This is a genomic window from Sphingobium boeckii, assembly GCF_014199215.1.
GTDB lineage: Bacteria > Pseudomonadota > Alphaproteobacteria > Sphingomonadales > Sphingomonadaceae > Sphingobium_A > Sphingobium_A boeckii.
In genome coordinates this window covers 488,676-505,256 of sequence record NZ_JACIJC010000005.1, presented here as the reverse complement: position 1 = coordinate 505,256, position 16,581 = coordinate 488,676, and the positions used below count along the sequence as shown (strand labels likewise).

13 protein-coding genes are annotated in these 16,581 nt (G+C 65.1%); 12 read left to right on the top strand and 1 reads right to left on the bottom strand.

Annotated features, from left to right (window positions below; translation table 11 throughout):
• Positions 1 to 20: 20 nt before the first annotated feature.
• A complete protein-coding gene (locus FHS49_RS16960) occupies positions 21 to 1,139 on the bottom strand; it encodes a GNAT family N-acetyltransferase (protein ID WP_246350883.1) in 1,119 nt (372 codons plus the stop codon).
• On the opposite strand from FHS49_RS16960, the gene FHS49_RS16955 reads away from it, so the two are divergent.
• The 12 genes from FHS49_RS16955 (at position 1,088) to FHS49_RS16900 (ending at position 16,560) form a co-directional block, all read left to right on the top strand.
• Positions 1,088 to 2,620 carry an acyl-CoA ligase (AMP-forming), exosortase A system-associated gene (locus tag FHS49_RS16955; RefSeq protein WP_184020822.1) on the top strand — a complete coding sequence of 511 codons (1,533 nt, stop codon included), beginning with the start codon at positions 1,088 to 1,090 and terminating at the stop codon, positions 2,618 to 2,620. The two genes, FHS49_RS16960 and FHS49_RS16955, sit on opposite strands and share 52 nt — an antisense overlap.
• On the top strand, positions 2,617 to 3,849 hold the full coding sequence (locus tag FHS49_RS16950) for a pyridoxal-dependent decarboxylase, exosortase A system-associated (protein WP_184020820.1): 1,233 nt from the start codon (positions 2,617 to 2,619) through the stop codon (positions 3,847 to 3,849). The genes FHS49_RS16955 and FHS49_RS16950 overlap by 4 nt, the downstream gene beginning before the upstream one ends.
• A 138-nt stretch (positions 3,850 to 3,987) precedes the next feature.
• The gene (locus tag FHS49_RS16945) at positions 3,988 to 4,635 is read left to right on the top strand and encodes an XrtA/PEP-CTERM system exopolysaccharide export protein (RefSeq protein ID WP_184020818.1); all 648 of its coding nucleotides are present in this window, start codon (positions 3,988 to 3,990) and stop codon (positions 4,633 to 4,635) included.
• Between the two features lie 3 nt (positions 4,636 to 4,638).
• On the top strand, positions 4,639 to 6,162 hold the full coding sequence (locus tag FHS49_RS16940) for an XrtA system polysaccharide chain length determinant (protein WP_184020816.1): 1,524 nt from the start codon (positions 4,639 to 4,641) through the stop codon (positions 6,160 to 6,162).
• A 10-nt stretch (positions 6,163 to 6,172) separates the two neighbouring features.
• Positions 6,173 to 7,162, top strand: a complete 990-nt coding sequence (locus tag FHS49_RS16935; RefSeq protein ID WP_184020814.1) for an AAA family ATPase — start codon at positions 6,173 to 6,175, stop codon at positions 7,160 to 7,162.
• On the top strand, positions 7,146 to 8,780 hold the full coding sequence (locus FHS49_RS16930; protein ID WP_246350880.1) for a BRCT domain-containing protein: 1,635 nt from the start codon (positions 7,146 to 7,148) through the stop codon (positions 8,778 to 8,780). Before FHS49_RS16935 ends, FHS49_RS16930 begins: the two co-directional genes overlap by 17 nt.
• A 35-nt stretch (positions 8,781 to 8,815) precedes the next feature.
• On the top strand, positions 8,816 to 9,877 hold the full coding sequence (locus FHS49_RS16925) for an XrtA/PEP-CTERM system-associated ATPase (protein WP_184020812.1): 1,062 nt from the start codon (positions 8,816 to 8,818) through the stop codon (positions 9,875 to 9,877).
• Positions 9,878 to 9,899: 22 nt separating this feature from the next.
• Positions 9,900 to 10,745, top strand: coding sequence for an XrtA system polysaccharide deacetylase (locus FHS49_RS16920; protein ID WP_184020810.1), 846 nt, complete (start codon positions 9,900 to 9,902; stop codon positions 10,743 to 10,745).
• A complete protein-coding gene (locus FHS49_RS16915; RefSeq protein WP_184020808.1) occupies positions 10,742 to 11,815 on the top strand; it encodes a FemAB family XrtA/PEP-CTERM system-associated protein in 1,074 nt (357 codons plus the stop codon). Before FHS49_RS16920 ends, FHS49_RS16915 begins: the two co-directional genes overlap by 4 nt.
• On the top strand, positions 11,812 to 13,005 hold the full coding sequence (locus FHS49_RS16910; RefSeq protein ID WP_184021257.1) for a TIGR03087 family PEP-CTERM/XrtA system glycosyltransferase: 1,194 nt from the start codon (positions 11,812 to 11,814) through the stop codon (positions 13,003 to 13,005). The genes FHS49_RS16915 and FHS49_RS16910 overlap by 4 nt, the downstream gene beginning before the upstream one ends.
• A 182-nt stretch (positions 13,006 to 13,187) precedes the next feature.
• The gene (gene xrtA / locus FHS49_RS16905; protein WP_246350877.1) at positions 13,188 to 14,648 is read left to right on the top strand and encodes an exosortase A; all 1,461 of its coding nucleotides are present in this window, start codon (positions 13,188 to 13,190) and stop codon (positions 14,646 to 14,648) included.
• A 10-nt stretch (positions 14,649 to 14,658) separates the two neighbouring features.
• Entirely contained in the window at positions 14,659 to 16,560 is a 1,902-nt protein-coding gene (locus tag FHS49_RS16900; RefSeq protein WP_184020804.1) for an XrtA/PEP-CTERM system amidotransferase, read from the top strand.
• The last annotated feature ends 21 nt before the right edge of the window (positions 16,561 to 16,581 follow it).

Below are 16,581 nucleotides of genomic sequence, written 5' to 3'. Positions count from 1 at the left end.
TATGCTTATCTGCGCGTCCCCTAATCGACCGGCGCGCGGCGGACAAGGCCGGAAAGCCGTTCCCGCGCATAGCCGATCAATCCGGAGGCGCGACGGAGGTTGAACAGGCTGATCTGTTCGAGCGGGCGGGCGCGGTCCATCCAGCCGGCCTTGTAGCCGTCATCGCCCGTGCCATAGTCGATCATGGTCACCTGATCCTGCTCGATCGCGCGCTTGAACATCGCATGGCTGAGCAAGGTGCCGGGTGAGAGTTCGGTGGCGGCTTCGGCATAAGCGAGCTTGTGAATGATCGCTTTTCCGTTCTCCACGGTCCAGAGTTGCGCTGCTACCGCCTCGCCCGCGATCTTGCCGATGCCCAGCCGCAAAGTGCCCGCCGAGCCTTCGCTCTCCGCCATGGCGCGCACGAAGGCGGGCGATCCCTCTTCGGGTTTCCAGCTTGTCGCATAGACCGCTTCATAATCCGCCCAGGCCGGCTCATCGAACCGGTCGAAGATGGTGATTTCCATCTGCGTCTTCGGCCCCTTGCGGCCGACCGTGCTGCGGACCTGGCCGGGTCGTTCGGCCCAATAGGTCTCGAAATCCTTGTCCGTCAGATCGGCGATCCAGTTCACCGTGGCGGGCGAGCGGGTCGCGCCCCAGCCGGCACGCACGAAGGCCTTGGCGATCAATGCGGCCGTGCCATCTTCCACGGGAACCGGGCGCAGCGCGATGCAGCCGATTTTCATCGCGGGGTGGCGCATCCTCTTGGCAATGGCGGTGAGCAGGCGCAGCTTCACCACATCATCGGGCGCGCCGCTGTAAACCGGACAGAAGGCGAGCGTATACCAGCTTGAAAGTGCGGTGAGCGAGCCATCGGCCTGTCGCGCGAAGAACAGCCAGGCCTGTGCCTTTTCGCTGACCGCGCGGACGATGAGCGGGCTGATGCCGGGAGCGATATGCGCCCATGTGGCGCGAAACCAGGCGAGCCGATCGAACATTTCGGGTTGGGCGTCACGATCGAGCAGGCCGCGCGCGGCCAGGGCCGCGGCGTCGAACTGATCGAAATATTCACCTTTGACCCACAAGACGCTATCTCCCCGCTGATGCGATGACGCATAATGGAGCCACAGTGCAAGCCCCCAGCCGCGATCCCAGGCCATTGGACCATCTGATTGACGCCAATCGCGGCGATGCGCCTGCAATTTCGGCCCGTTTCGGGACGATCAGCTATGCTGCATTGCACGAATCGCTGGGCCGCTTGGCGCACGGACTGCTGGCGCAGGGCATGAAACCCGGAGACCGCGTGGGGGCATGGTTGCCCAAGACGCGCATGGCGTGCCTCTTGCCGCTGGCCTGCGCACGGGCGGGGCTGGTCTATGTACCGATCAATCCGCTGCTTAAGCGCGCACAGGTCGCGCATATCATGGCCGATAGCGGGGCGCGATTGCTGGTGACGGGGGCGGTACGCGCGGAGACGCTGGACGCCGGAGATCTTCATGATGGGCGCATCGTCGACGAGCACGACGCCTCGCTGGTCGGGGATAATTGCTTGCCATATTCTGCCAGAGACCCGTCTGAACTGGTTGAAATATTGTATACCTCCGGATCGACTGGGCGACCCAAGGGCGTAATGCTGAGCCATGCCAATCTCTGGCTCGGGGCGCAGAGCGTGGCACATTATCTCAGGCTGACGCCGCAGGACCGGGTGCTGGCCGTGCTGCCGTTCAGTTTCGATTATGGCCAGTCGCAATTGCTCTCCACCTGGGCGGCGGGTGGGTGCGCGACGCCGCTCGATTATCTCACCCCGCGCGACGTGATCAAGGCGGTCGAGCGTCACGAGATCACCACGCTTGCAGGTGTGCCGCCGCTCTGGGTGCAATTGGCCGAAGCCGAATGGCCGCCGGAGACCGCGACGCGGCTCAGGCGCCTGACCAATTCGGGCGGAGCCGTGCCGGTGCCGCTGGTCCGCAAATTGCGCACGCTGTTCAGCCAGGCCGATCTTTATCTGATGTATGGCCTGACCGAGGCGTTTCGATCCACCTATCTCGATCCCGCGCTGGTGGATAGGCATCCCGCCGGCATGGGCAAGGCGATCCCCTTTGCCGAGGTGATGATCGTTCGCCCCGATGGCAGCGAAACCGCGGATGACGAGCCAGGCGAGCTGGTTCATGCCGGCCCTTTGGTGGCGCAGGGCTATTGGAACGATCCCGAACGCACCGCCGAACGGTTCAAGCCAGCGCCCGCTTTTTCCAGGGAAGGCGGGATGGCCGTCTATTCCGGCGACCGCGCGGTGCGGCGCCGCGACGGGTTGTTGAGCTTCGTCGCGCGTGCGGATGAGATGATCAAGACATCGGGCAATCGGGTGAGCCCCACCGAGGTCGAGGAGGCCGCGATCGCCACGGGTGCGGTGTCCGAGGCGGTCGCGCTGGGCGTGCCCGATGTCCGGCTGGGGCAGGCGATCCTGCTGGTCGCGCGGCCCGCGCTGTCCATGACGGACGCAGAGGAACGGCTGCTGCGCGCTATGAAGGCCGAACTGCCGGGCTATATGGTGCCGGCGCGCATCTTGCTGCTGAACGCCTTGCCGCGCAATCCGAACGGCAAGCTCGATCGGGCGGCGATCAAGCGGGAGCATGGATCATGAAGCCGATGGGCACTATTCCGTCTGATTTTAAAGCATTGAATGACGAACTTCTGATCGGTGGACAGCCCGCATCAGCAATCATCGCAGCGGCGGGCGAGACGCCGCTGTTCGTTTACGATTTCCAGATCGTTCGAGCGCGCTTTGCCGCCCTCCGCGCTGCGATGCCGCCCGAATTGTCCCTGCATTATGCGATGAAGGCCAATCCCTTTTCGCCGTTGGTGACCGCGATGAGCGCGCTGGCAGACGGGATCGACGTGGCCTCGATCGGCGAGATGCGGCTGGCGATCCAATGTGGCGCGGATCCGGCGCATATGTCGTTCGCCGGACCGGGCAAGCGCGATGCCGAATTGGAAGCCGCGATCGCGGCCGGGGTGACTCTCAATTGCGAATCCGCGGGCGAGGCGGCGCGCACGCTGGCCATCATGCAACGCATGGGCCGGCGCGCAAAAATGGCGATCCGCGTCAATCCCGATTTCGAGCTTAAAGGATCGGGGATGCGCATGGGCGGCAGGGCGACCGCCTTTGGCGTCGATTCCCCGCAAGTGGCTGCGCTGGTGCGACAAATCATGGCCGAAGGCGCGGACTGGCGCGGCTTTCATATCTATAGCGGTTCGCAGGCGCTGGATCCCGATGCGATCATCGAAATGCAGGCCGCCACGCTGGCTCTGGCCGCACGGCTCGCGGACGAGGCGGGGGCCTCGCCGCCGCATCTCAATCTGGGTGGGGGGTTCGGCATTCCCTATTTCGCGAAGGAACAGCCACTGGATATCGCACGGATCGGCGCTGCCCTGGGCGGCGCGCTGGCGGCGCGTCCGGCGGTGCTGGCGGACACCGGATTCGCAATCGAACTCGGGCGCTGGCTGGTGGGCGAATGTGGCGTTTACCTGACGCGGGTCATCGACCGGAAGCAAAGCCAGGGGGAGACTTTCCTGGTCACGGACGGCGGGCTGCATCATCAATTGGCCGCGTCTGGCAATTTCGGAACCGTGGTACGGCGCAATTATCCGATCGCGGTCGCCAGCCGCTTTGGTGCGCCGGCGGAGGAGACGGCGACCGTGGTGGGCTGCCTGTGCACCCCGCTCGACAAGCTGGGTGACCAGATCGCGTTGCCGCGCGCCGATGTGGGTGATGTGATCGCGGTGTTCATGGCCGGCGCTTATGGCGCCAGCGCCAGCCCATCGGCCTTTCTGGGCCATGGTCCGGCCCCGGAAATCCTGCTCGGCGGCTGACCCTGACGGTCGTCCACAGGCCCATCCTAACACTATTTTCACCTATTTCCGCGATAGCGCGCTGGAGACTCTGCCCGCCGCGCCTCCGCATTTTCTGCGCGATCCGGCACGGGCGGGCGCGCGAGAAGGTGTGAGGCGATGCGTTTGAAAACGGGGATTTCGAAGCTGCTGCTCGGGACGAGCCTTGCGGCGATCAGCCTGTCGGGCTGCGCTTCGGGCGGAAACAGCCCGCAATTGCCCCCCGCGCAATTCGTTTCGCTGCAGGAAGGTCCGGGCGAGGATTATCTGATCGGACCGCTGGATCAGCTCACCATCTTCGTCTGGCGCAATCCCGAATTGGGCGCGAAGGTCCAGGTCCGTCCCGATGGCCGCATCACCACCCCGCTGATCACGGATATGCCCGCTGTCGGCAAGACCCCGGCGATGCTCTCCGCTGATCTGAAGATCGCGCTGTCCGAATATATCAAGGATCCGTTGGTGTCCGTCATCGTGGACAATTTTTCGGGCACGTTTTCGCAGCAGGTGCGCATCGTCGGCGCCACAGAGAAACCCGCCTCCATCCCCTATCGCGCCAACATGACGCTGCTGGACGCGATGATCGCTGTGGGAGGTCTGTCCGAATATGCCGCCGGAAACCGCGCGCGGCTGATCCGGTTCGACAAGGCGGTGGGCGCACAGAAGGAATATTCGCTGCGGATCGGCAAATTGCTGAAGGATGGCGATTCCAGATCCAATGTGCGGCTTGAGCCGGGCGATGTGATCATCATTCCCGAAAGCGCATTCTGATCGATGAACGGTCTGTATGACGAGTTCCGGATCGTGCTCCACGGGATCTGGCAACGCCGCTGGCTGGCGCTGGCGGTAGGCTGGGCGGTGTGCCTGGCCGGCTGGCTGATCGTCTCGATGATCCCCAATGCCTATGAATCGCAGGCGCGCATCTTCGTGCAGCGCCCGATCCTGCCGGATTCGATTGGGATCACCCCGGTGCAGCAACAGCAGGAGGTGGACCGGGTTCGCCAGACGCTGGGTTCCGGGGTCAATCTGGAGAAGGTGGTGCGCGGCACCGACCTCGCTCATCATGTAGCGAGCGATCGCGATGTGGCCGAGATGGTGACCAAGCTGGCCGAAGGGATCCGCGTGGATTCGCTGCAGGACAATCTGTTCACGATCACCGCAGCCGTTGCGATGCCGGGCCTGTCCGACGCCGACAATGCCAGACTGTCTCATGATGTGGTGCAAAAGCTGATCGATATCTTCGTCGAGGAGAATATCACGGGCAATCGCAACGACACCGCGCAGACGCTGCGCTTCCTCGATACGCAGCTCGCCCAGCGCGAAAAGCAGCTTCAGGAGGCCGAGCAGAAGCGCATGGCGTTCGATCAGCAGTTCATGGACCTGCTGCCCGGCACCGGATCGGTGAGTGATCGGATGAGCGCGGCGCGCGCCGAATTGGTGCAGGTGGATTCGAACCTCGCCGCGGCGCAGAGCGCGCTCGGAACGGTGAACGGACAGATGGCGGCGACGCCCGCGAGCGAGCCCGGCGCGGCCTATACCGGCCCGGCGGGCGCGCGTCTGGCGACGATCGAGGGGCAATTGGCCGATGCGCGCTCCAAAGGCTGGACCGACAATCATCCCGATGTGATCGCGCTGCGCAATCAGCTTGGCGCGGCGCGCGCGGCGGCGGCTGGCGAACGCAAGAGCGGCGGCGGTGGCGCGCAGAACCCGATGTGGTATTCGCTTCGCACCATACAGGCCGAAAAACAGGCCAATGTCGCCGCATTGAACGCGCGCAAGAACCAGCTTCAAAGCGAATTGGCGCAGATCGTCGCCAAGCAGACCGCCGAACCCGGCATCGTGGCCGAACAGGCGCAGATCAGCCGCAATTATGATGTGCTGAAGGCGCAACATGACAAGATTTTCCAGGATCGCGAGGATGTCCGTCTGCGCGGCGATGTGCAGAGCGATACCGACGCGGTGAAATTCCGCGTGATCGATCCGCCCTCAAGCCCGCGCATTCCGACCGCGCCGAACCGGCCTTTGCTGCTGGCGCTCGTGCTGGTGCTGGGGATTGGCGCGGGCGCGGCGACGGCGTTCGTCAAGGGGCAGCTCAACACCACCTATCCCACGGCGCAGCGGCTGGAAAAAGCCAGCGGGTTGCCGGTGATCGGATCGATCAGCACCGTGCTGACCACGGCCGAGCGCGATGAGCAGCGCAAGCGCAATCTATGGTTCGCCGGCGGGTTGGGGAGCCTGGCGGGTGTGTTCGCTTTGCTGCTGCTCGTCGAATTCGTGCAGCGCGGCATGGTCGCGTGAGGGGGCGGGGATGAACAAGCACACATCATTGAAGGCGCGGGGCTCGCTGCTGGAACGCGCGGCCGAAGCCTATGATTTTCAAAAATTGTTTGCACCGCCCGCAGCTACGCCGGAAGCCGAGATTCCTCCAGTCGAGGCCCAGCCCGCGCCAATCGCCGTCGCGCCGCCGGTGCGGATGGAAAGCGTGGCCCCAAGATGGGTCCCGATGACGCCAGTGCCGTTCACGCTGGCGAAGCCGGAGGCGGTTCCGGTTCCCGCACCCAAGGCCGATCGCACGGGGCATATCGATCGCGAAGCGTTGGCCGAAGCCGGGTTCATCGTGCCCGACGCGCCGGTGAGCGCGCTGAGCGAGGAATTCAGGATCGCCAAGCGGCAATTGCTGATCGCCGCGCGGGGCGATGCCGCCGGCCCGCTTCCGAAGGGTCGCATGATCCTCGTCTGCTCGGCGCAGCCCAATGAGGGCAAGACCTTTTGCGCGATCAATCTGGCGCTGTCGATCGCGGCGGAAAAGGATGTCGACGTGTTGCTGGTCGACGGTGACTTCGCCAAGCCCGAAATTCCGGCCATCCTGGGTCTTGAAACGGGGCCGGGGCTGATGGATGCGCTCGCCGATCCTGCGCTGGATGTGGAGCGTTGCGTGATCCGCACCGATATACCGGGGCTCTCGGTGCTGCCCGCGGGACGTCAGACCCATAATGATACCGAACAACTGGCGTCGGCGCATACCCAGGCGGTGCTCGAAAGCCTGCTGGCGCACGATCCCGCGCGGATCGTGATCATCGATTCCCCACCGGCGCTGGCGGCGTCGCCGGCCTCGGTGCTCGCGCTGCACGCGGGGCAGGTGCTGATGGTGGTGCGTGCGGACCAGACCAGCGAATCCGATCTGCGCGACGCCATCGGCCTGCTGTCCGGCTGCGAGACGATCCAGTTGCTGCTGAACGGCGTGCAGATGGCGGCGGGCGGGCGGCGGTTCGGTGCTTATTATGGCTATGGCGACTGAGATGCGGCTGTCTTCCATCCTGCGCGCCCTGTGTGGCCTCGTCGCCGTCATGACGGCGGGCGCACCAGCGCTGGCCAAGAACCGCACGGAGATATCGCCTTATATCGAGGTGGGTCAGGTGCTGATCGCGGAACTGGACGATGGCGGCGAATTGCTGACCTACAGCATGATCGCGGCCGGCGTGGACGCTTCGGTTCAGAACCGGCGTGCGCAGGCGCAGATCAGCTATCGTTACGAACGGCGGATCGATTACCGCAAGGATGTGGGCGATAGCGACGTCCACAGCGGGCTGGCGCGCGCCGAGGTCAAGATCGTGCCGAACCTCCTGAACGTGGAGGCCGGCGCCATTGCGACCCGCGCGCGCACCGATATCCGCGGCGCTGCGCCCTTGCTCGGCGCTGGCAGGATCGACAATGTATCACAGGTCTATGCGGTTTATGCCGGGCCGACGCTGACCACGCGGGCGGGCGCGCTCGACGTTACCGCGGCCTACCGGCTTGGCTATACCAAGGTGGAGCAAAGCGCGCCGGTGTTTTTGCCGGCCGGCCAGGAACGCCTCGATTTCTATGACGATTCGGTGAGCCAGTTCGCCACCGCGAGCGTCGGCATGGCACCGGGCGCGACCGGGCTGCCCTTTGGCTGGGGCGTCAGCGGTGCTTGGGAGCGCGAGGATGCCGGACAACTCGATCAGCGCTATGACGGCAAGTTCGTCCGCGCGGATGTCACGCTGCCGGTCAGTCGCACGCTCGCGCTGGTCGGCGGCGTGGGCTATGAAGATATCGAGATCAGCCAGCGCGATGCCGTGCGCGATCTGAACGGTGTTCCGATTGTCGATAATGACGGGCGGTTCGTCACGGATAAATCTTCGCCGCGTCTGCTGGCCTATGACACGGACGGGTTGATCTGGGATGCGGGGATTCTGTGGAAACCCAGCCGCCGCACCCAGCTTGAGGCGCGGGTGGGCAAGCGTTATGGCAGCACGACCTATATCGGCTCCTTCAGCCATCAATTGAGCCCTGCATCGGCGATCCGCATCTCGGTCTATGACGGCATCCAGAGCTTCGGCCGGCTGCTGGGCGACAATGTTGCGCGGCTGCCGACCAGTTTCCAACCGCCCCGCAACCCGCTCACCGAAGGCTTTGGCGGCTGCGTGTTTGGCGATGCGGGGGCGGGCGGCTGTCTCAATGATGCGTTTCAGTCGATCAGCACCGCCAATTTCCGCGCGCGCGGCATCAACGCGGTCTATTCAGCCTCGCGCGGACCGCTCTCGCTGGGCGCTGGAATCGGCTATGCACGGCGCGCCTATGTCGCACCGCGGATCGCGGGCTTTTTCAGCGTGGATGGCGTGAGGGACGAAAGCTATTCCGCCGAAGGCTATGTCGGTTATGCGATCGACAGCGTCTCCAGCGTGGATGGCAATGTCTATCTCAACCATTTCGACAGCGGCATCGCGGGCGCACCCAGCGTGACCGCGGCGGGGGTTACCGGCTCCTATTACCGGACGTTCCTGCCGCGGCTGACCGGCTCGCTCTCCGCCGGCCTGTATTCAAGCGACGTCGAAGGGTTCGATTCGAGCCTGACGGCGGCGGGGCTGGCCGGGTTGCGCTATGATTTCTGAGGGAGACGATACGGTGACGGCCGTGGAGAATGCACATGTATGACGATCATTATGGCCTGAGCGGGCGTCCTTTTCAGCTCACGCCCGATCCGCGCTTCTATTTCGACAGCGCCACGCATCGCAAGGCGATGGCCTACCTCGGCTATGGTCTGGCGCAGGGCGAAGGGTTCATCGTCATCACCGGCGACATCGGCACGGGCAAGACCACTTTGGTCGGCCATCTGATGGCGACGATCGATGCGTCGCGGCTGACCGCGATCAAGATCGTCTCCACCCAGATCGAGGGCGACGACATGCTCCGCATGGCGGCGCAGGGCATGGGGCTTTCCACCGACGGGCTGGAAAAGGCGCAGATCCTGGAGCGGGTGGAGCGGATGCTGGGCGAACAGTCGCGCAGCGGCAAGCGCACGCTGCTGATCGTGGACGAGGCGCAGAATCTGCCGGTATCGGCGCTGGAGGAGCTGCGGATGCTCTCCAATTTCCAGGCCGGCGGGCAGGCGCTGCTGCAGATATTCCTGCTGGGGCAGCCTGAATTCCGCGAGCGACTTCATGGCACCGAGCGGCTGGAGCAATTGCGCCAGCGCGTGATCGCGACGCATCATCTGGAGCCGATGACCGCGGACGAGATCGAACCCTATATCGTGCACCGGCTTTCGCTGGTGGGATGGGCACGCAATCCCATTTTTACGCCCGAAGCCTTTGCCGCCATGTATCGCCACAGCGAGGGGGTGCCGCGCCGGCTGAACGCGCTGGCGAGCCGGGTGCTGCTGCTGGGTTCGATCGAGCAACTCGCCGTGATCGATGGTGCCGACGTGGCGGCGGTGATCGCGGACATGCAGGGCGACGAACCGGATGTCGTGGCCAAACCGCAACCCGCCGCGCCGGAGCCGGTGGTGCGGCTCGCGCCCAAGCCGCTGCCTGCGGCCGCCGATGAAGCGGCACAGGCAGTGGAGCAATCGCTCAAGGCCCGCATCGCGCTCATGGAATCGCGACTGGAAGAGCAGGATGCGGCGATCCGCCGGATCCTGACGTTGCTGGTGGACTGGGTGGATGGAGACCGGGACAAGCCCGATCGTCATTCGATCCGGAGCATCTGAACCGCGAAGGGGCGGGACGATCATGCGCAACGCGCTCTCGGTAGACATAGAGGATTGGTTTCAGGTCGGTGCGTTTGAAAAGACGATCGCGCGCGATGACTGGGATGGTCTGGAGTCTCGCGTGACGCGCAACAGCGATGCGGTGCTCGCCCTTTTCAAGCGTGCCGAAGTCAAGGCGACTTTCTTCACGCTGGGCTGGGTGGCGGAGCGTCATCCCGCGCTGATCCGCCGGATCGCGGAAGCGGGGCATGAGATCGCCAGCCATGGCTGGGACCACAAAAGGGTCTCCGCGCTGACGCCGACGGCGTTCCGGGCCGATATCGCGCGCACCCGCACATTGCTCGAGCAGCTATCCGGCCAGCGCGTGACGGGCTATCGCGCGCCGAGCTTCTCGATCGACGCGCGGACGCCCTGGGCGCATGAGATCTTGGCGGCGGAGGGCTATGCCTATTCCTCCAGCGTCGCGCCGATCGTGCACGATCATTATGGCTGGCCCGATGCGCCGCGCTTCGCCTTTCGTCCGGTGAAGGGCAGTGCGCTGATCGAATTGCCGGTGACGACGGCGCGGATCGCCGGACGGACATTGGCGGCGGGGGGGGGCGGCTTCTTTCGACTGCTGCCCTATCGCTTTTCAAGCTGGGCGATCAGGCAGGCCAATGACGCCGCCAAGCGCCCCGCCATCTTCTATTTCCATCCTTGGGAGATCGATCCTGCGCAGCCGCGCGTGGGTGCAGCCCCCATCCGATCGAAGCTGCGCCATTACAGCCGCCTTGGCACCATGGAGGCACGGCTGGAGCGGTTGTTCGTAGAATTTCGCTGGGGGCGCACCGATGCCGTCGCGGCGGCGGAAGCGGCGCGGCTGGGATGAACGCCCCGCTGCGCCATCCCCTTGTCGATATCGCACGGGCCGATCTGGACGACGTCAAGACGCGTGCACGGATCGATGCTTTCGTCCGCGCGCATGACTCGGCGACACCGTTTCATTTGACGGCATGGAGCAAGGCCGTCGCCGCAGGATGCCGCCAGACCGCGCATTATCTGGTGGCCAAGCGGGCCAATGGCGCGATTGCCGGTCTGGTGCCACTCACGCAGATCAGGTCGCGGCTGTTCGGCCATGCGCTGGTGTCATCGGGCTTTGCAGTCGGTGGTGGCATCTTGGCGGATGATGATGCGGTGGCGGCGCAGCTTGCCGATGCCGCCTGGGCGCTGGGCGATAAGCTGCATTGCTCCACCGTGGAATTGCGCGGCGGGGAAGTGGCCGATCCGCGCTGGCAGAATACGCATGGCGTCCATGCGGGTTTCTCACGTGCGCTGGCCGCAGATGACGCCGCTGAACTGCTCGCCATTCCGCGCAAGCAGCGCGCCGAGGTGCGCCGCGCTTTAGCGTTCGATCTGACCGTGGAGATTGGAACGACACAGGGTGACCGAGATGCGCATCATGCGGTCTATGCCCAAAGCGTGCGCAATCTGGGAACACCGGTATTTCCGCGGGCGCTGTTCGATGAGATGCTCGACGCATTCGCAGCCGAGGCCGATATCTTGACGGTGTTCAAACAAGGCAAGCCGGTCGCCTCCGTGCTGAGCCTGTATTTCAACGGCGCGGTGATGCCCTATTGGGGCGGCGGCACGGCGGACGCGCGAACATGGCGCGCGAACGATCTGATGTATTATGCGCTCATGAACCACGCGCGCGCGCGGGGCTGCACGCGCTTCGATTTCGGACGATCGAAGATCGGCAGCGGAGCCTATACCTTCAAGAAGAACTGGGGCTTCGATCCGCAACCGTTACGCTATGCCGTGCGCACCGCCGATGGTGCCGCGCCGCGCGAAATCAATCCGCTCCACCCGCAATACCGGCTCAGGATCGCCCTGTGGCGCAGGCTGCCGCTGTGGATCGCCAATCGCCTGGGGCCGCCGATCGCCCGTGGGCTGGGCTGATGCGCGAAATCCTGTTTCTGGCGCATCGCCTGCCCTGGCCGCCCGATCGGGGCGACAAGATTCGATCCTGGCATTTGCTGAAACGGCTGGCGCAGATCGCGCCGGTGCATGTAGCGTGCTTCGCGGATGATGCCGAAGAACTGGCCCATGCCGACGCGCTCGATTCCTTCGCAGCCAGGCGCTGCGTTGTGCAGCGGACACGCACGCGCCTGTGCGGCGTAGCCTCGGGGGTTCTGACGGGGCGGCCATTTTCGCTCAGCCTGTTCGACAGCGCGCAAATCCGGGCCTTCGTCGCCCACACGCTCGCCACGCGGGACATTGGCTGCATCTTCGGTTTTTCTGCGCAGATGGCACCATTCGTGCCGCAAGATCGCGGGGATGTGCGGTTCGTGATGGATTTCGTCGATGTGGATTCGCAGAAATTCAAGAGTTATGCGCAGAGCGCCGGGCCGGTCATGCGGCGGGTTTATGCGCGCGAGGCGCGTCTGCTGGCGAGATTCGAGCAGGAGACCGCGGCGCGGGCCGATGTGAATCTGTTCGTGAGCGAGGCTGAGGCCGCGCTGTTCCGGCGTTTGAGCGGCAATGATTATGTCAGCGCGCTGCCAAATGGCGTGGACGCCGCCTTCTTCGATCCCGCCGGCGCTTATGATCGGCCGGCATTCGATGGGCCATTGATCGTATTGACCGGGCAGATGGATTACCGGCCCAATGTGGACGCGGTGACCCGCTTTGCGCGCGAGACATTGCCCCTGATCCGGGCGGCCCAGCCGAAGGCGCGCATTGCGATCGTCGGTCGCAAGCCCGTTGCCGCCGTCACCGCTCTGGCGGCATTGCCGGGCGTGATCGTCACCGGAGAAGTCGCCGATGTCCGCGGTTGGCTGGCGGCGGCGGACGTCGTGGTGGCGCCGCTCGGCATCGCGCGCGGGATCCAGAATAAGGTGCTGGAGGCGATGGCGATGGCACGGCCCGTGGTCGCATCCACCGCGGCGTTCGAAGGGATCGAGGCCGCGGCGGGGCGTGATCTGCTGGTGGCGGATGGGGCGGTGGCGGAAGCGAAGGCCGTTCTGGGGCTGATGGCTGATCCCGATCGTGCGTCGAGCATGGGGCGGGCGGCGCGGGCGCAGGTGCGGGTGGCTTATGATTGGGACGCGCGGCTGAGCGGATTGCCTGCGATCGTGGGGATAGGGTGATGGCTTCGGGAGGCAGGGACGATGCAACGCCCCTCCACGCCTTCGTGGAGGGGGCGGGGGTGGCCCCTCCTGCTCTTAGCCCCCGTCGCGGAAGGCAGAAAAAGGGGCCACCCCCAACCCCTCCGGCAAGGGATGGAGGGGAGAACGTCGTCTGGCCGCGTCAGCTCTGGTTGCTCGGGGGCATGGTGGCGGCCATCCTGCTCATCTTCCTTCATGACGCCGCCGCGCTCGTCTCCATCTGGTGGACCAGTTCCACCTTCGGCCATTGCCTGCTCATTCCACCGATCCTGGGGTGGTTGGTGTGGCTGCGCCGGCAAGCGATGGTCACGATCACGCCGCGAAGCTGGACAGCGGCATTGGCGATCTTGGCCGCAGGTGCCTTTGGCTGGCTGCTCGGCGAAGCGGCGGGGGTGGCACTGGCGCGGCATCTGGGCTTGGTCATGATGCTGCAGGGTGCCGTCATGACGCTGCTCGGTCCCGCGGTCTCGCGTGTGCTGATGTTTCCGCTGGGCTATATGATCTTCATGATCCCCTTCGGGGAGCCACTGGTGCCCCCGCTTCAGACGCTCACCGCGCAAATGTGCATGGCGATGCTGGGCTGGATCGGAATTCCCGCGCGCATCGATGGTGTGTTCATCACCACGTCGGCGGGCTATTTCGAGGTGGCGGAGGCGTGTTCTGGGGTGAATTTCCTGATCGCGATGCTCGCCTTTGCCGTGCTGGTCGCCAATGTCTGTTTCAAAAGCTGGACACGGCGGATCAGCTTCGTGCTGTTCGCGGTCGCCACATCGATCCTCGCCAACGGGGTCCGCGCCTGGGGCACGATCGCGATCTCGCACGCGACCAGCTTAGATTTCGCCGCCGGCTTCGATCATATCGTCTATGGCTGGATCTTCTTCGGCCTGGTGCTGGCGATCGTGATGGCGGCGGCATGGCCGTTTTTCGATCGCGCGGCAGACGATCCCTTTCTCCACCGCTTCCCGTCTGTCGAAACACCGCCGCCGCCGTCATGGCCTTATGCCGTCGCCCTGGCGGCGCTGGCCATCGTGGCGGCCCCGATGCTGTGGGCGAATGTGGTCACTGCGGCTGGTCGCACGGATCTGCCCTATCCTGTCGAACTGCCCGAACTTGCGGGCTGGCAGCGTGCCCCGATCTCGACGCGGCACCCCTGGATGCCACGCTTCGACGGCGCGGATCACCGGCTGTTCGGCCGCTACCGCAACGCCGCAGGCGACGCGGTGGATCTCGGCATCTTCGTCTATGGCTGGCAGGCCGAAGGCCGCGAACTGGTGGGTTATGGGCAGGGCGCGATCGATCCCGCCAGCGACTGGGCCTGGACATCGCCTGCGCCCTCCATCGCCGGGGGGCAAGGCGCGCGGATCACCGCGCCCGGACCGGTGGTACGCGAAGTCATGACGTTCTATCGCGCGGGCGACGTGCTGACCGGCAGCCCGGCGCGCGTGAAGCTCGCAACACTCAAAGTCCGGCTCACCGGCGGCGATCAGCGAGCAGTGGCCATCATGGTCTCGGCCGAGGAAATGCCGGGGCACGACGCCCATGCCGCGATCGGGCGGTTCATCGCAGCGCTCGGCCCCCTGGACAAACTGGCGGACGGCATTGCCGCGCGTGCCACCGCCCGATAGGGCGTCCTTCATGTGCGGCATTGCGGGCATCTTTCATCTGAACACGCCAAAGCCCGTCGATCCCGCACGGGTGGCGGCGATGAGCGATGTGCTGGCGCATCGCGGGCCGGATGGATCGGGCGTATGGACCGCGCCAGGCGTGGGGCTGGGGCATCGGCGGCTGTCGGTGATCGATCTGGGCGGTGGCGCGCAGCCAATGGTGAGCGCGGATGGGCGGATCGCGATCAGCTACAATGGCGAGGTCTATAATTTCGCCGAGGTGCGCGCCGAGCTTGAGCGACTGGGCCATGTCTTCCGCACGCACAGCGATACCGAGGTCATCCTGCATGGCTGGCGGCAATGGGGCGTGGATTGCCTCAGCCGTTTTCACGGCATGTTCGCCTTCGCGCTGTTCGATGCGCACAAGCAGAGCCTGTTCCTGGCGCGTGACAGGCTGGGTGTAAAGCCGCTGCATTATGCGCGGCTCTCCGATGACAGCCTGGCTTTCGCCTCCGAACTGAAAGGTCTGCTGGTCGATCCTGCCCTGCGCCGCGCGCCTGATCTGCGCGCGATCGAGGATTATATGGCGTTCGGCTATGTGCCCGATGATGCCTGTATCGTTTCAGGCGTGGAGAAATTGGCGGCCGGCCATTATCTGCTGATCACGCGTGGCAAGGCGATGGTGCGGCCGGTGCGCTGGTGGGACGTCGATTTCGGGCTGCGCGCCGAGGGATCGCAAAAGGCGCTCGAAGAGGAATTGGTTGAGCGGATGCGCGCGGCGGTGACTTCACGCATGGTCTCGGATGTGCCGCTGGGCGCATTTCTTTCGGGCGGGGTCGATAGTTCGGCTGTGGTCGCGCTGATGGCGGAGGCGAGCAGCCGCGCGGTGAAGACCTGTTCGATCGGATTCGACCAGAGTGATCTGGACGAATCTCGTTACGCTGATCTGGTGGCACAGCGCTTCGCCACCGATCATCGCAAGCGGGCCGTGGCGGTGGATGATTATGCGCTGATCGATACGCTTGTGGATGCGTTCGACGAGCCCTTTGCCGACGCCTCGGCCCTGCCCACCTATCGGGTGTGTCAACTGGCGCGCGAGAGCGTGACCGTGGCGCTGTCCGGCGATGGCGCGGACGAGGCCTTCGCCGGCTATCGCCGCTATGCCTTTCAGCAGGGGGAGGAACGGGTGCGCGGGTTCATCCCCGCCGCCGTGCGCGAACTGCTGTTCGGCGCGCTGGGCAAATTCTATCCCAAGGCTGACTGGGCACCACGCCCGCTGCGCGCCAAGGCGACATTGCAGGCTTTGGGCCTTTCGGGCGAGGAGGCTTACGCCCGCGCCGTGGGCGTCACGCCGCCCGAGATGCGCGCGCGGCTGTTCAGCGCTGACGTGCCCCGCGAACTCCGCGGGCACCGGGCGGAGGCGCGCTATGTGGAAATCATGCGCGGCGCGCCCGGGCGCGATGCGCTGGACCGCGCGCAATATGCCGATCTGAAGATCTGGCTGCCGGGCGACATCCTCACCAAGGTAGACCGGATGAGCATGGCTGTTGGTCTGGAGGCGCGCGAACCTTGGCTCGATCACCGGCTGATCCAGTTCGCCGCGTCCTTGCCGGTGAATTTACGGCTGCGCGGTGGCGAGGGCAAATGGCTGATGAAAAAGGCCATGGCGCGCTATCTTCCCGACGAGGTGCTGTATCGCCCGAAAATGGGGTTCGTGACGCCGATCAGCGCCTGGTTTCGCGGGCCGCTGGCGGGCGAAGCCGAGCGGATATCCCGCAGCGCCGCGCTGGCCGAATCGGGCTGGTTCGATATGGTCGCGCTGGAAGGCGTGGCCGCGGCGCATAAAAGCGGGCGGCGCGATCACGGTCGGCTATTGTGGCAGCTCATGATGCTGGACGGGTCACTGGGAAAGCTGTTCGGTTTGGGGCGGTAATCCTCCAGAGCCGTTTGAGCG

What these genes read in the sequence shown, in the direction of transcription:
- FHS49_RS16960 (WP_246350883.1), bottom strand. Translation starts at nt 1,139, where the DNA reads ATGGCCTGGGATCGCGGCTGGGGGCTTGCACTGTGGCTCCATTATGCG.
- FHS49_RS16915 (WP_184020808.1), top strand. Translation starts at nt 10,742, where the DNA reads ATGAACGCCCCGCTGCGCCATCCCCTTGTCGATATCGCACGGGCCGAT.
- FHS49_RS16945 (WP_184020818.1), top strand. Translation starts at nt 3,988, where the DNA reads ATGCGTTTGAAAACGGGGATTTCGAAGCTGCTGCTCGGGACGAGCCTT.
- FHS49_RS16900 (WP_184020804.1), top strand. Translation starts at nt 14,659, where the DNA reads ATGTGCGGCATTGCGGGCATCTTTCATCTGAACACGCCAAAGCCCGTC.
- FHS49_RS16950 (WP_184020820.1), top strand. Translation starts at nt 2,617, where the DNA reads ATGAAGCCGATGGGCACTATTCCGTCTGATTTTAAAGCATTGAATGAC.
- FHS49_RS16920 (WP_184020810.1), top strand. Translation starts at nt 9,900, where the DNA reads ATGCGCAACGCGCTCTCGGTAGACATAGAGGATTGGTTTCAGGTCGGT.
- FHS49_RS16940 (WP_184020816.1), top strand. Translation starts at nt 4,639, where the DNA reads ATGAACGGTCTGTATGACGAGTTCCGGATCGTGCTCCACGGGATCTGG.
- FHS49_RS16935 (WP_184020814.1), top strand. Translation starts at nt 6,173, where the DNA reads ATGAACAAGCACACATCATTGAAGGCGCGGGGCTCGCTGCTGGAACGC.
- FHS49_RS16925 (WP_184020812.1), top strand. Translation starts at nt 8,816, where the DNA reads ATGTATGACGATCATTATGGCCTGAGCGGGCGTCCTTTTCAGCTCACG.
- FHS49_RS16955 (WP_184020822.1), top strand. Translation starts at nt 1,088, where the DNA reads ATGACGCATAATGGAGCCACAGTGCAAGCCCCCAGCCGCGATCCCAGG.
- FHS49_RS16930 (WP_246350880.1), top strand. Translation starts at nt 7,146, where the DNA reads ATGGCTATGGCGACTGAGATGCGGCTGTCTTCCATCCTGCGCGCCCTG.
- xrtA (WP_246350877.1), top strand. Translation starts at nt 13,188, where the DNA reads ATGGTGGCGGCCATCCTGCTCATCTTCCTTCATGACGCCGCCGCGCTC.